A 15,037-nucleotide genomic window follows, 5' to 3' on the forward strand; every position below is an offset into this window, starting at 1 on the left:
AATTGCACAAATAAATCACAATTGTGCAATACCGCCTCTCCAACTCTTGTTATCTTAATGTGTATTTTTACTTAGACCATTAACACCGGATAATTTCGATACATCCTGAAGACTAATTCCAGCAGAACGATAACGACCGGTGCAAATCCTAATAAATTGAAGAATCTGTTTAGTCTCACACGGGGCTAGATACCTTTTAGTTCATGAATTTCATAAAAAAATATTACGAAGTATTTTGGTCTGCTGTTTTTTTGACACTGGCTTTAGCCGTACAATTTTGGACTGATTTATCCGGTGCTGAATATGTATACCTAATTTCCTATGTATTTGTGGGAGGGCCCGTTTGGATCAAAGCCTTTAGATCTATTCAAAATGGTACCATATTCAGTGAGTTCCTGCTCATGGGCATTGCTACGGTAGGCGCTTTTGCTCTTGGTGAATATGCGGAAGGTGTGGCCGTGATGTTATTTTATATGATCGGGGAGTATGCGCAGGGAAATGCGGTTCGTAAGGCTCGGCACTCCATTGAATCGCTTATCAACCAGCAACCTGATGTTGCTACAGTAGAACGTAACGGTAACACCATAGAAATTCACCCATCTGAAGTTGAACCTGGAGAGGTCATTCATGTAAAACCCGGAGCCAAAGTCCCTCTTGATGGTGAACTAATTACGGATAGAGCCTCTTTTAACACCGCCGCCTTAACGGGAGAGTCGAAACCGATGACTCGCACATCCGGGGAAGAAATCTGGGCCGGCTCAGTGAATGGCATGATACCCGTTCGCATAAAAGTGATCAAACATTATGAAGACTCCCGCCTGGCAGATATACTTAATATGGTTCAGGAGGCATCGCAGCGAAAAGCACCCACTCAGCGCTTTATGACCCGTTTCGCAAAAGTGTATACGCCTATCGTTGTTTGGTTAGCGGTGGCACTTACTTTTCTTCCCTGGCTGTTTACAAACCCTTATGTATTTGAGGATTGGTTTTACAGGGCATTGATCTTCCTGGTTGTCTCCTGTCCTTGTGGATTGGTGATCTCTATTCCCCTTGGATATTTTGGTGGTATAGGTGCTGCATCCCGGAATGGGATTCTCCTTAAGGGCTCTGATTATCTTGACCAACTACGAAAAATGAATACCTTGTTCTTTGATAAAACCGGGACAATGACTGAGGGGGTTTTCGAAGTGCAGGAGATACATCCCAGGAACGGATATAATGCTACTGAAATCTTAACGATGGCGGCCTCACTGGAACAACACTCCTCACACCCTGTAGCAAAAGCCATTATGCAATTTGTTGAGGGGCAGGATATCCCCGGTGCCAGAGATATTCTGGAGACTCCCGGAAGAGGACTTAAAGGGATCACCGATCAAAAGGAAATTCTTGTTGGTAATCGAAAATTTCTTGAAGAGAATAATGTTGCCATATCTGAAATAGACAATGAAGGTCCATCAGCCTTCGTCTATGTGGCTGCAGACGGTGATCATGTAGGTACTATTTTGATCTCCGACAAAATAAAATCCGATGCCATTCAAGCCCTGAATGAACTTAAAGAACTGGGAATCAATAACCTGATCATGCTTTCAGGTGATAACGAAGAAACAACGGAATCTGTTGCTAAGCAGTTGAGTATCAAACAATTCTATGGAGGGTTACTACCAGACGGTAAATACGAAAAAGTTAATGAGGCATTGCACTCAGGTCAGGTTATTGGCTTTGTTGGTGACGGGCTGAATGATGCCCCGGTGATCACCTTGGCAGATGTGGGTATCGCAATGGGCGGTATCGGTTCAGATGCAGCCATTGAAACGGCGGATGTGGTCATTCAAACCGATCAGCCTTCAAAGATCCCTCAAGCCATCCGTATAGCTAAATTTACGCACAAGATCGTTTGGCAGAATATTGGTTTTGCTTTAGGCATTAAAGTATTAGTGATGGCCCTTGCAACGGTGGGATTGGCGACGATGTGGGAGGCTATCTTTGCTGATGTTGGCGTTGCCCTTATAGCCATTGCCAATGCGATCAGAGTTCAGCAAAAGTTCTCAGATGACTCATTTACCCTTGCCTCATTCTTTGGAAGTAAAAACTCAGATCCGGAAATTAACAACGAACCGGAAAGTTGCTGCGAAGTTTGTTGCTGATTTATAGCTTCAAAGCCAGCGCCGAACCTCTTTTTTATAGTCCAAATATTTCTGTCCAAATTTCTGCTCCATCATTTCCTCTTCCGGCTTGATCTGATACTCATTCATATACAGTATAAACACCGGTATTATGAGTAGGCTAAAAATATTTCCCCAATATAATGCGATGGCCAATAAACAGATCAGAAGGGCGAGATACATTGGGTTTCGACTGATGGCATATATTCCACCCATAACTAAACTGCTTGTATTCTCAGGCCTGTGAGGATTTACTGTGGTACTCTTTTGCGCAAATTGGGCCACACCTACTAATCCTACGATCACACCAATCGTAAAACATCCATACACAACCCACTTCTGGCCTGTAACATGCATTGAGTAATCCGGTAAAAATCCTTTGATCAGCCACATAAACACCACACATATAACAAATACGACGGCTGGCGGGATCTTTAGTTGGAGTGTTGTCATGGGCATAACAGTTTGATATCAGGCCTTCATCTCAAAATGGATTTTTAATACTTTCAGATCTTATCGAGAGATTTACGGTCAGAATCCTGTAGTTTTTGGTACTCACTCATGCTCATACCTGTGATCTGCTTGAACTGACGGGATAGGTGCTGCAAGTTCTTATATCCCAACTGATAGGCTACCTCGCTAAAACTCAGATTTCCGTAATCCACCAATTCCTTGGCCTTCTCAATTTTTAAACGGATAAAGTATTTTTCAATCGTTATCTCTTCCTTTCTGGAAAAGACCCGGGATATCGTAGCATAACTTTTTGCCAGTTTTTTGGCCAGGTGATCGGATAGTGAGGTATCATCTGTTTCCAGGTCCCCGGAATCAACCCATTGGATCAGGGTCGTCTTGACTTTTTCCACCAGCACGGATTCCTCATCCCTGATCAATCCAAAATTAAAGCGCTCCAGCTCTTTTTCAATTTCATGAAGGGTGGGTTTATCTCCGGTACGGGTAACTTCGGCCTTTCCAAGCTGAACATGATCAACCTGTAGGCCAAGTGCTTTCAATGCGGTTTCAATGACCATCTCGCAGCGGTCACATACCATGTTTTTAATATGCAGCGTCATTTTTTCCATAGGCTAATATAATCAGAAGTTAAAGGAACTACATTTGTAGCCTTTATGCCTTACAGAATTTGGAAAAAGATTTGTCTTATGATGATCAAGGGTTTTTTGACATAAGGGCGTATCGCTACACGTCCTTACTGCAGAAAAACTATTCCATTATTCCAACATCAGACCACACGGCAAATTCATTTCCGCCGGGCTCTTTAAAATGAAATCGCTCTCCACCCGGAAAAGCATAGGTTTCCTTCACGATACTACCACCGGATTCCTTTATTTTATTTTGAGTGGCTTTCAGGTCTTTACTATAAAAAATGACCAGCGCACCCCCCGATTCAGAATTGGATACTTTTTCAGACTTATAAAATCCGCCGTTGATTCCTTCATTTGTGAAATCACAGTACTCAGACCCATAGTCATTGAACTTCCATCCAAATGCTTTTTTAAAGAAATCCTTAGTTGACTCTAAATCTCTGGATGCGAATTCTACATAATCGATCTTTTCATGATGTGACATAACACCTCCATTAGTTACCTCCAATGTAGCTAACAGATAATTATAGAACAATTAGACTGTAGAGCTATTTATTATCCAAATTTGTTATGTGTACCGATATACAGTACATTTATATATATTAATTACAACTATATGGTTTCATATCATGAAAGAAGATAAAAAAGTCAAATCCATACACCCCGGAAAGATCCTTTTGAGTGAATACCTGGAACCCCAAAATATCAGTCAACGAGAGTTTGCACGGTGCATTTCGGTCTCACCTAATCGTGTGAATGAGATCATCAGGGGAAGGCGTTCTGTTACGGGAGACACGGCGATACGATTTTCCATTGCCCTGGGCACCAGTGCTGAAATGTGGCTGGGGCTGCAAGCTCATTATGATCTTGATCAAGCCCGAAATGAGATCTCAGATGAAGTGATCAATAGCATTGAGAAGATCTAAACAGCTTCCCGGGCTGAATAACCGGTTCTATCTTAAATAACCACTATGTATTGGTAGATATCACCCGGTCTTTAGCCGCTCCCAATCCAAATAATAACTGAAGGCCGGCTATAACCAACATGCTATATAACGGAATATTCCAGCTGTTGGTCAGATCATGTACGAACCCAAACAGAACGGGGCCAAAAGCTGCAATAAAATAACCTACACTTTGAGCCATGCCTGACAACCCGGTGGTCAGTTCAGCTGAATCAGCTCGTAATACCATGAATAGCAAGGCCAGACTAAAGTTTCCACCTAACCCAAAACCTAAGACTGCAGCCCAAGTTGATATCATAAAAGTATCAGATAAAAGGATCCCGGTCATTCCTATGATCTCCATAGCTCCGGTCACGCAAACGATCTTACGCTGATCTGAAAACCGACCGGCAATGGAAGGAATGATCAGTGAACCTAAAATTCCGGCTCCCTGTGAAACAGATAGCACCAACCCTGCCTTTGTTGGCGTCATGCCCCGGTCGATCAGGATCTCCGGTAACCAGGCCAACACCGCGTAAAAAATCAGGGATTGCAACCCCATAAACAGCGCTATTTGCCAGGCGATCGGTGAAGACCCAAGTTTCTTGATCGCCAATCCAATATGAATGGGATTCTTAGGTTTGGTTCTGTTCTTGAGCTGAGGGATCCAAAAAAGTAATCCGATCATCGAGAAAGCCGCCCAGCTACCCATCGAAAATTGCCAGTTAGTAGCCTGTGCAAGTGGCACACTTATTCCGGCACCCAGGGTTGCCCCGATGCCCATCACCCCGGAATATAAGCTCGTCATAAATCCGGATCGTTCCGGAAAGTCCCTCTTCACGATAGAAGGCATCAGTACGTTCATCACGGCTATACCGATCCCCAAAAATAATGTACCGAGATATAGCGCCGGTATATTGGCGAATGACCGACCCAATACACCTATGGTTAGAATAAATAAAGCGGCTCCAAGGGTGACTTCCAACCCAAATCGTTGGGTAAAATACAGCGTGAAGCCCGAAAGTATGGCAAAGCAGATGAGGGGCAAGGTGGTGATCAACCCGATCATGCTATACGATAACCCCAGTGCATTCTGAATGGATTCCGTTAGCGGACCAACCCCCGATAACGGGGAACGCATGGAAAGTGCAATAAAGATGATACCGAGAATCAGGATGTAGCGTTTTTTGGCAGTTGGGCTAATGGAAGGACCTCTTGTTTGAATAGATGATTTTTAAGAAACTTTACTGCGTTTAATATACGGAGTTCACATAGTTATTAGGAAATCACTTGCATTGATAGGCTTGTTCATGTTATGCTATTCGATCTTTAATATTCCCTTATCAAATCCCAACAAACATTTATCAGATCCTGACAACCTTTCCTACTTGCTTTGATTTCACTGCTCCCTTGACTAATTTAGGTCCGTGAGAATTTCTGCCACATATCGTTTGATCGCCTCGGTGCTCAGCTTGAGTATCTTGATCGGGGTCTCAGTTCCTTCCGGGCTCCATGCCATGTCGGATGATGTCTGTGATGAGATGCAGGACATGCATCTGCCAATGAGTGAGCATGCTGAAGACTGTCCTATGAACGACGGTGTATCTAATCATCAAGAAACTGATGGGAAGCATCACGATCTTCATGACCTTGGTTTTGCCTGCGCTTGTTCGGTAGAGGAAGCCCCGGTCAAAACAGAAGCACAGACACAATTAAAGGTGAAAGTTCCGGCTTTACTGGTTGTTCAGATCCTGGCTGAATTTCACACACACGAACCCGAAACCAATGCTTTTCAACTTCCGGTTTCGGATGCCTATTCACCGCCTCCCATCTATCTCCTTAACGAGACTTTTCTGAAATAGGGATTGGTGTGCCTTTGAGTCGGCTGCTTTTTCTCTGACTCTCCTCCCTGTGATTGAACATTGAAGTGTTCTCTCTTTTTGCTAAGGGGAACCAAGCTCATATCTAGCGCTTTGGAACCGGCGGTTCCGCTATGCATTCCGAACCGGTGGTTCGGAACGAGTATCCATAGAGCCCTAATAACGATTAACGAATACACCAAAAACGAAACCATGCTAAACAAAACCATCCGGTTTTTCCTGGAAAACAAACTCGTGGCCGTGCTTCTATTACTGGTCATGGTAGGCTGGGGGCTTGCCGTTGCGCCATTTAACTGGAATTTAGACTTCCTGCCGCGCGATCGTGTTCCTGTAGATGCCATTCCCAACCTTGGGGAGAACCAACAAATCGTTTACACTGACTGGGAAGGACAATCCCCTCAGGATATAGAAGACCAGGTCACCTATCCTCTAACCACTCAGTTGTTAACGGTACCGGGTATCAAAACCGTGCGAAGTAATTCGATGACCGGTCTTTCCATCATTTATATCATTTTTGAAGAAGATGTGGATTACTACTGGAGTCGCTCCCGAATCCTTGAAAAACTGAACTCACTTCCGGCAGGCACTTTGCCTGACGCTGCAAAACCCGCTCTTGGCCCTGATGCCACCGGATTGGGACAAATATTTTGGTATACACTTGAAGGCAGGGATCAAAATGGTGACCCCGCAGGAGGATGGGACCCTCAGGAGCTTCGATCCATTCAGGATTTTTATGTGAAATATGGGCTATCAGGTGCGCAAGGCGTGGCTGAAGTGGCTTCCATCGGGGGGTATGTGAAAGAGTACCAGGTCGATATCGATCCTAACAAACTAAAAACCTATGAGGTCACTCTTTCACAGGTCATCGATGCCGTACGGAAAGCCAATGCTGAGACCGGTGCCCGCACCATTGAAATGAACAATGTGGAATACCTGGTGCGAGGCATTGGTTATGTCAAAGACCTTGAAGATCTGGAATCAGCCGTAGTTAAGGTGGTGGATAATACGCCCATCCGTATTCAGGATGTGGCTTTCGTCAGTATGGGACCCGCGCCGCGCCGGGGTGCATTGGATAAAGCCGGAGCAGAAGCCGTGGGTGGTGTTGTCGTAGCGCGACAGGGAGCAAATCCCCAACAGGTGATCGATAACGTAAAAGCACAGATCGATGAGATCTCAGCCGGCTTGCCTTCAAAGATCCTTGATGACGGCAGGGAATCTAAGGTTACCATTGTGCCTTTTTATGATCGTTCTACTCTCATATCAGAAACATTAGGTACGCTGGAAGAGGCTCTGACCCTTCAGATACTGATCACCATCATTGTGATCGTCATAATGGTCATGAACCTGCGAACTTCAGTCCTTATCTCAGCCATGCTGCCCATTGCCGTACTCATGACCTTCATTGCCATGAAGTACTTTGGCGTTGATGCCAATATCGTAGCCCTTTCAGGTATAGCCATTGCCATCGGCACCATTGTGGACATGGGCGTTATTCTTTCTGAGAATATGCTCAGGCACATGGAGGAAATGGGCGAAAATGAATCCCTTTTAGAGGTTATTTACAACGCCACGGTCGAGGTTGCCGGTGCCGTATTGACAGCGATCACCACTACGATAGTCAGTTTTCTACCTGTTTTTACCATGATTGCTGCCGAGGGTAAACTCTTTAAACCACTGGCTTATACCAAAACCTTTGCGCTGATCGCATCCATCATTATCACGATTACACTGATCCCACCTTTTGCTCATTGGTTTTTTGGGCTGAAAATCAACAATCGGAAATTAAAACTTAGCTGGAACGGATTATTGGTGATCGGTGGGCTGCTAACCATTTTCACTGTTTCAGGCTGGGGAGGCTTTTTGATCCTGGGTTTTGGGGTAATCAATGGAGCCGGTTTCTTTTTCGGTGAAAATTATCAACAACGGATACCATTATTGAACAACATACTGGCTGTAGTTGTAGTTACCTGGCTACTGACCGAATACTGGATGCCCTTTGGACCATCGGTCTCATTTGCCGGGAATCTATTCTTTATTGTGATGGTGATCGCACTGATCCTCGCTGCCTTTTGGCTGATCATCAGATATTATCAACCGATAATACGTTGGTGCCTGGATCATAGAAAAACCTTTCTTGCCATCCCCTCCACTTTCCTCATTTTTGGTGTTATGATTTGGCTCGGTTTTGCCACCACGTTCGGCTTTGTAGCCAAAAGCTTCGATGTAGTAGGGGTTGATATCCGTGATACGTCGGCCTGGACTTCAGCTTCTGAAACCTTCCCGGGATTGGGCGAGGAATTCATGCCTGCACTGGATGAAGGCGCCTTCCTTTTAATGCCAACCACCATGCCTCATGCCGGAGTGGAAGAGGCAGAAGATGTGATGCGTAAAATTGACCTTTCCGTTAATGCCATCCCTGAAGTTGAAATGGTCGTTGGCAAAATGGGTCGGGCAGAATCGGCATTGGATCCCGCTCCCATATCCATGTTTGAAAACGTCATACTCTATAAATCAGAATATAAAACCGATGAGAACGGACGACGAGTTCGTTTCAGAGTTGGTAAATCAGGAGAGTTTGTTAGAGATGACCAAGGGGACCTGATTCCGGATGAAAACGGCAAGTATTTTCGCCAATGGCGTGATCACATCCAATCACCGGATGACATCTGGGAAGAAATTGTAGCCGCTGCACGAATTCCCGGCACGACCTCAGCACCTAAACTTCAGCCTATAGAAACACGGTTGGTCATGCTACAATCCGGCATGCGAGCACCTATGGGAGTGAAAGTAAAAGGAAGTGATCTGCGAGAGATCGAAGACTTTGGCTTACAGTTAGAAGAAGTGCTGAAGAAAGCTGAAGGTGTGAAAACCTCATCCGTTTTTGCTGAACGAATTGTTGGTAAACCTTACCTGGAAGTACACTGGAACCGCGACCAATTGGCTCGCTATGGTTTATCTGTTCAGGATGTTCAGCGGTTCATGTCGATGGGTGTGGGAGGTATGGCTGTCTCAACCTCAGTTGAAGGCCGTGAGCGTTACCCGATCCGCGTTCGATTTGCCCGTGAGCTGAGGGATAATCCGGAAGCCCTGGGTGACCTGTTGGTTCCAACAAAAACAAACGTACAGGTTCCCCTTTCACAGCTCGCTGAGATCAAGTACCGTCAGGGTCCACAGGCTATAAAAAGTGAAGATACTTTTCTTGTTGGGTACGTCATTTTCGACAAGATAGATGGCTACGCCGAAGTCGAAGTGGTAGAAAATGCCCGCCAAACCATTCAGGAGAGTGTAGATAGCGGTGACCTGGTCATTCCGGCCGGTATCAATTTTGAATTTGCCGGAAACTACGAGAATCAGGTCCGGGCTGAAAAACGATTGGGCATTATTCTGCCAATAGCACTGGTTATCATATTTCTGATTATGTATTTCCAATTCCGTTCGGTAAGTACTACTGCCATGATCTTCAGCAGCATATTTGTTGCCTGGGCGGGGGGATTTTTACTTGTTTGGCTGTACGGTCAGGGATGGTTTCTGAATTTTGATCTGTTTGGTCAAAATCTTCGGGATCTGTTTCAAATGGGGACCGTGAATTTGAGTGTTGCCGTGTGGGTCGGCTTTATCGCCCTGTTTGGCATTGCCGCAGATGGTGGCGTGGTGATGGCAACCTATCTTGATCAATTGTTTGACCGTAAAAAACCGAAAACATCTAAAGAATTACGGGAAATAGTTATCGAGGCCAGTACAAGGCGAATTCGCCCAACCCTGATGACAACAGCCACAACAATTCTGGCGCTATTACCGGTACTAACCTCTACAGGGCGTGGTTCGGATATCATGGTGCCTATGGCCATCCCAAGTGTAGGCGGCATGCTTTTGCAGGTCATCACATTATTGGTGATCCCTGTGCTGTATTACATGTGGAAAGAATTTAAAATGAAAACAGACCTATCATGAAAGTATTAAGTCATTTTATTACATCTTTTGGAACCGGAGGTTCTGGTATGCATTCCAAACGAGATGTTCGGAACGAGCAGGACGAGCATGAGTCCTCCGCGAACTTTGTGAGATCTTTGCGCTCAATGCGGTTAGTAACGATGGTGTTACTATCCCTGCTGTCTTACACGGCATACGCCCAAACGATCACCCAATATCAACAAGAAGCCGCTGAAAATAACCCGCAGTTGAAAGCGAAATACCAGCAGTACTTATCGGCATTGGAAGAAAGCCCTATTATTGGCACTCTTCCTGATCCTGAAGTTTCATTTTCGTATTTCATAAAACCCATTGAAACGAGAGTGGGCCCACAACAAGGGCGTATTTCCATCTCCCAAATGCTGCCTTGGTTTGGCTCGCTAAAGGATCAGAGAACAGCGTCTGAGTTACGGGCCAAAGCTGCATTTGAGTCTTTTCAGGAAAGTCGAAATCGTCTTTTTTTGCAGGTAGAGCAGACCTTTTGGGAGCTTTATGAAATGCAGGAGAGTATTCGGATTGCCGAGGAAAATCAAGCCATTTTAAATTCACTGGTTGAGTTGAGTCTTGCACGATACGAGACAGACCGAGCCACACAGGTTGATGTTTTACGTGCTCAAATTGAAGAAGAAGACCTTAACATACAAATTGACCTCCTGAAAGATAACCGGGAAGTATTGCTTCAAAAAATGAATGAACTCCTGAACCGGAATAGGAATATGATGATCACTTTCCCGGATACATTGCCTGACAGCAATATCAACCCCCGGCATGTTCTTCTGACTCAGATTCGTCAACAAAACCCTCAGCTTAATCGCCTTAGATATCGGGAAGCCTCCTCTCAGGAAACCAAAATACTGGCTAAAAAACAGAATAGGCCGAGTATTAAACTGGGAGTAGATTACATTTTTACAGGAGAGACCGACATGCCAAATGTGACAAACAGTGGCGAGGACGCCCTGATGGTTATGGCAGGATTCAGGGTCCCCATTTTTGCTAAAAAGAATAACGCTCGGGTGCAACAGGCCGATCAAAACATTCAGGATCTGCAATTTCAGATTTCGGCTCGTGAAAATTCTCTGGAAACAGAATTGGATGCCTCACTGCGTGATTTTAAAGATGCCAACCGTAGATTTAATCTCTACAACGAAAAACAAATTCAACGCATAACCCAAGCCATCAACATATTGATGGACGCCTATGCTTCAGATAGTTCCGAATTCGAGGAGATACTTCGTATGCAGCGCAAACAGTTGAATTATCAACTTAAACGCATTCAGTCCAGAACGGCACAACATAAAGCGGCGGCATATATCGATTACCTAACCGGAAAAAACAATTTCAATCTAAATAATTAGTAGTGAGATTTGAGTATTGAGTCGTGAGAGACTCAATACCCGATACTCACTACCCAAAACTCAATACCATGAAAACGAAAAACATACTTATATACACCGGTCTTCTGTTGGGTGGACTACTTTTTGGTTACCTCATTTTTGGAGGAACTTCAGAACCACAAACCTTAGGAGAGCACATATCTGAAACTCATACTGATGAAGAAGGCAATGTGGTTTACACCTGCAGTATGCATCCTCAAGTCAGGGAGAGTGAACCGGGAAATTGCCCTATTTGTGGAATGGATTTGATCCCGGCAGATGATCTAAACAGTGATAAGTCGGAATCACCTGGACCTCATGCCATTCAATTTTCAAAAGCTGCACTGGCGTTGGCTGAGATCGAAACCACACCGGTCAGAACAGGAACACCGGTACTAGAAACACGTTTGCCCGGTAAAGTTGCGGAAAATCAAAACCTGGTTTCTAATGTGACTGCTCATTTTCCGGGTCGCGTTCGTGAGCTGTATGTGGATTACACCGGTGATTACGTTCGCAAAGGGCAAAAACTGGCTTCTATCTATTCTCCTGAATTGATCACCGCTCAGCGTGAGCTTCTTGAAACTGCACGCTTTAAAGAACAAAACCCCCGGTTATATGAGTCTGCCCGCCGCAAGCTCATGCTGTGGGAGTTTCCCGAAGCGACCATTGATCAGATCGAAAGGTCAGGAGAAGTGATGGAAGAACTTGATTTCTTTTCCCCCGTTTCAGGATACGTATCCCAAATAGATATTTCACGGGAAGATCATATTAATGAAGGCTCCATGCTGTATCGTATTGCTGACCTTTCTCAAGTTTGGATCGAATTTGAAGCCTATGAATCATCAGTCAGTAACCTGAATAAAGGAGACAAGGTTGAATTTACCGTTAGTTCTGTACCCGGGCAGACTTACACCGGCACCGTGAATTTTATTCAGCCTTTTTTGAGTGAACGATCCAGAACGGTTGAAGTCCGTATCACCGCAAACAACCCGCAGAACAGGATGAAACCGGGAATGTTTGCCGAAGGTATTATCTCTTCACAAACTGATGATGGGCAACAGATACTCATACCCCGGAGTGCTGTATTATGGACAGGTTCTCGTTCTATAGTATTTGTGGATGTATCCATTGGTGAAACACCAGCCTTCGAGGCACGGGAGGTTATTTTGGGTAAAAAAGCCGGCAATGAATACATTATTGAATCCGGATTGGAACCCGGTGAGAGTGTAGTAACCAATGGCACTTTTAAAGTAGATGCGGCGGCTCAGCTTAGTGATAAACTCAGTATGATGAATCCTCAACCCGGATCCGGAGTCAATCTCGGGGCACATGATCATGGTGATATGGATATGGATATTGAAAGTGCTGAAAGGAAAGAGTCCTCTGGTGCAACAAATGTGGATCACTCCGGCCATCAAATGCAGAATGATCTGGAAGAATTGATTCCTGAATACCTGAAACTTCGGGAAGCCTTGGCGAACGATGATTTTGGATCAGCCAAAGAACATATCAAGATGTTTTCAATGGATTCATTTAGTGGAATTGAAGAATTAAGAGCTGAATTTAAAGCAATTTCTGAGACACTCATCAGTCGGATCGAAGATGAAGGTTATGAAGGAACTCTTTTCAAACAATACTGCCCTATGTATGATGGCGGAAGTTCATGGATCAGTGATAAAGAGGATATTGAAAACCCATTTTACGGTTCTCAGATGCACAATTGTGGAGAAACGGTGGAAGAGATGAACACAGAGCAAAGCAACTCCAATGAATAACTTTGAATCATACAAGCCTTAAAACCTTTATAATATTAAAATAGAAGGAGTTAAACATGAGTCAGCACCAACACGATCATAGAGAAAATCACCCGTCAGACCGTTCTCAGGCTCAACACGATTCTGAGAAAGATACTAAGCAGTCAGACGAATCCGGTATGAATTCACACCATGATCATGACCACGAAGGCCATGAGGAACACTCCCACCACGAGCATCACAAACAGATGGTGCAGGACTTTAAATTTCGTTTTTGGTGGGTGCTTGGGCTGACGATTCCCATTATGGCCTTATCGCCGATGATACAGGACTTCCTGTGCGTAGATTGGAGGTTTACGGCTGATAAATGGATACTCGCCGCACTTTCAACGGTCGTCTATTTCTTTGGGGGATGGCCGTTCCTCACGGGGTTGGCAGATGAACTCAAGAAAAAGCAGCCGGGTATGATGACCCTCATCGGGCTGGCGATCTCCATAGCCTATCTCTACAGTACCGCCGTGGTTTTTGGTTTTGAAGGTGACCTGCTGTATTGGGAGCTATCTACTTTGGTTGGCATTATGCTATTGGGACATTGGATCGAAATGCGTTCCGTCATGAGTGCATCTTCGGCATTGGAAGAATTGGCAGAGTTATTGCCGGGTGAGGCCCATCGCGTGAAAGAAGATGGCTCCACCGAAGATGTTCCTGTGGAAGAATTACAACAAGGTGATAAGGTCCTCATCAAACCGGGAGAGAAAGTTCCTGCTGATGGCGTGGTCGTGAAAGGGGAATCGAGTGTAAACGAAGCCATGCTGACCGGTGAATCCAAACCGGTGGATAAAGCCAATGGCGATGAAGTGATCGGTGGGTCGGTCAATGAAAAGGGTTCCATCACCATAGAAATTTCCAAAACCGGAGATGACTCATTCTTATCTCAGGTGATGAACCTGGTAGAGGAAGCCCAGCAGAGTAAATCCAAAACGCAGGATCTGGCCAACCGCGCAGCTTTCTGGCTGACCATCGTAGCCATCACTGCCGGCCTTATTACTTTTGGCGCCTGGATCTTTTTTACGGGACAAAGCTTTGACTTTGCGATGAACCGAACCGTAGCAGTCATGGTAATTACTTGTCCGCACGCTTTGGGCCTGGCCATTCCTTTGGTGGTTTCCCGCTCAACCAGTATTGCTGCGACCAATGGATTTCTTATACGTAATCGGTCTGCTTTTGAGCAGGCAAGAAACTTGGATTCCATTATCTTCGATAAAACCGGTACGCTAACCGAAGGAACCTTTACGGTAACCAATATTCTGAATTTTGGGGATGATCACTCCGATGAAGAGATACTTAAATATGCAGCTTCGCTGGAGAAAAACTCTGAACATCCACTTGCAAAAGGAATCCTCGAAAAAGCCGGCGAAACCTGGGAGCCGGATGAGTTTAATTCCATTACCGGAATGGGAATTGAAGGCAAGGTAAATGGAAAGTCAGTGAAAGTAGTAAGCCCCGGATATGTTCGGGAGCAGGAAATGGAATACCCAACAGCTGAAGTTGAAAAAGTATCATCCCAGGGAAAAACGGTCGTTTTTGTGATCATTGAAGATCAATTGACCGGAGCCATTGCTTTGGGAGATCAAATTCGAGAGTCGTCTAAGAATGCGATTCATGCACTGCACAAGATGGGTATTGAGTGCATCATGCTGACGGGCGATAATCAACAAACGGCCGATTATGTAGCTGGAGAACTAGGCATTGATCAGGTGTTTGCTGAAGTACTTCCGGATGAAAAAGCCGATAAGGTGAAGGAGGTTCAGGGGCAAGGAAAACTTGTGGCCATGACCGGAGACGGCGTCAACGA

General features: G+C 45.0%; 11 protein-coding genes. 7 read left to right on the forward strand and 4 right to left on the reverse strand.

Annotation, left to right across the window (positions count from 1 at the left end):
• Positions 1 to 203: 203 nt before the first annotated feature.
• The gene (locus C3B73_RS13820) at positions 204 to 2,144 is read left to right on the forward strand and encodes a heavy metal translocating P-type ATPase (protein WP_103666186.1); all 1,941 of its coding nucleotides are present in this window, start codon (positions 204 to 206) and stop codon (positions 2,142 to 2,144) included.
• 9 nt (positions 2,145 to 2,153) lie between these two features.
• Here C3B73_RS13820 and C3B73_RS13825 read toward each other — a convergent pair whose 3' ends face one another.
• The 3 genes from C3B73_RS13825 to C3B73_RS13835 form a co-directional block, all read right to left on the reverse strand.
• Positions 2,154 to 2,615: a methyltransferase family protein gene (locus tag C3B73_RS13825; RefSeq protein ID WP_157939525.1), complete on the reverse strand. Its 462-nt coding sequence runs from the start codon at positions 2,613 to 2,615 to the stop codon at positions 2,154 to 2,156.
• Positions 2,616 to 2,668: 53 nt separating this feature from the next.
• Positions 2,669 to 3,241 (reverse strand): AraC family transcriptional regulator, encoded by a 573-nt coding sequence (locus tag C3B73_RS13830; RefSeq protein WP_198597367.1) that lies wholly within the window; start codon positions 3,239 to 3,241, stop codon positions 2,669 to 2,671.
• Between the two features lie 139 nt (positions 3,242 to 3,380).
• Entirely contained in the window at positions 3,381 to 3,746 is a 366-nt protein-coding gene (locus tag C3B73_RS13835; protein WP_103666188.1) for a VOC family protein, read from the reverse strand.
• 145 nt (positions 3,747 to 3,891) lie between these two features.
• Between C3B73_RS13835 and C3B73_RS13840 the strand changes: the two genes are divergently transcribed.
• Positions 3,892 to 4,188, forward strand: coding sequence for a HigA family addiction module antitoxin (locus C3B73_RS13840; RefSeq protein WP_103666189.1), 297 nt, complete (start codon positions 3,892 to 3,894; stop codon positions 4,186 to 4,188).
• Positions 4,189 to 4,231: 43 nt separating this feature from the next.
• Here C3B73_RS13840 and C3B73_RS13845 read toward each other — a convergent pair whose 3' ends face one another.
• Positions 4,232 to 5,347 (reverse strand): CynX/NimT family MFS transporter, encoded by a 1,116-nt coding sequence (locus C3B73_RS13845; protein WP_103666190.1) that lies wholly within the window; start codon positions 5,345 to 5,347, stop codon positions 4,232 to 4,234.
• Positions 5,348 to 5,678: 331 nt separating this feature from the next.
• Here C3B73_RS13845 and C3B73_RS13850 point away from each other — a divergent pair, with 331 nt between their 5' ends.
• The 5 genes from C3B73_RS13850 to C3B73_RS13870 form a co-directional block, all read left to right on the forward strand.
• Positions 5,679 to 6,068 carry a hypothetical protein gene (locus C3B73_RS13850; protein ID WP_157939526.1) on the forward strand — a complete coding sequence of 130 codons (390 nt, stop codon included), beginning with the start codon at positions 5,679 to 5,681 and terminating at the stop codon, positions 6,066 to 6,068.
• Between the two features lie 210 nt (positions 6,069 to 6,278).
• Positions 6,279 to 10,037 (forward strand): efflux RND transporter permease subunit, encoded by a 3,759-nt coding sequence (locus C3B73_RS13855; protein WP_103666192.1) that lies wholly within the window; start codon positions 6,279 to 6,281, stop codon positions 10,035 to 10,037.
• The gene (locus tag C3B73_RS13860) at positions 10,034 to 11,410 is read left to right on the forward strand and encodes a TolC family protein (protein WP_103666193.1); all 1,377 of its coding nucleotides are present in this window, start codon (positions 10,034 to 10,036) and stop codon (positions 11,408 to 11,410) included. The genes C3B73_RS13855 and C3B73_RS13860 overlap by 4 nt, the downstream gene beginning before the upstream one ends.
• A 68-nt stretch (positions 11,411 to 11,478) precedes the next feature.
• Positions 11,479 to 13,203 (forward strand): efflux RND transporter periplasmic adaptor subunit, encoded by a 1,725-nt coding sequence (locus tag C3B73_RS13865; RefSeq protein ID WP_103666194.1) that lies wholly within the window; start codon positions 11,479 to 11,481, stop codon positions 13,201 to 13,203.
• A 56-nt stretch (positions 13,204 to 13,259) separates the two neighbouring features.
• The coding region (locus C3B73_RS13870) for a heavy metal translocating P-type ATPase (RefSeq protein WP_232803245.1) at positions 13,260 to 15,037 on the forward strand (1,778 nt) is incomplete at its 3' end.

The organism is Gracilimonas amylolytica, assembly GCF_002911695.1.
Lineage (GTDB): Bacteria > Bacteroidota > Rhodothermia > Balneolales > Balneolaceae > Gracilimonas > Gracilimonas amylolytica.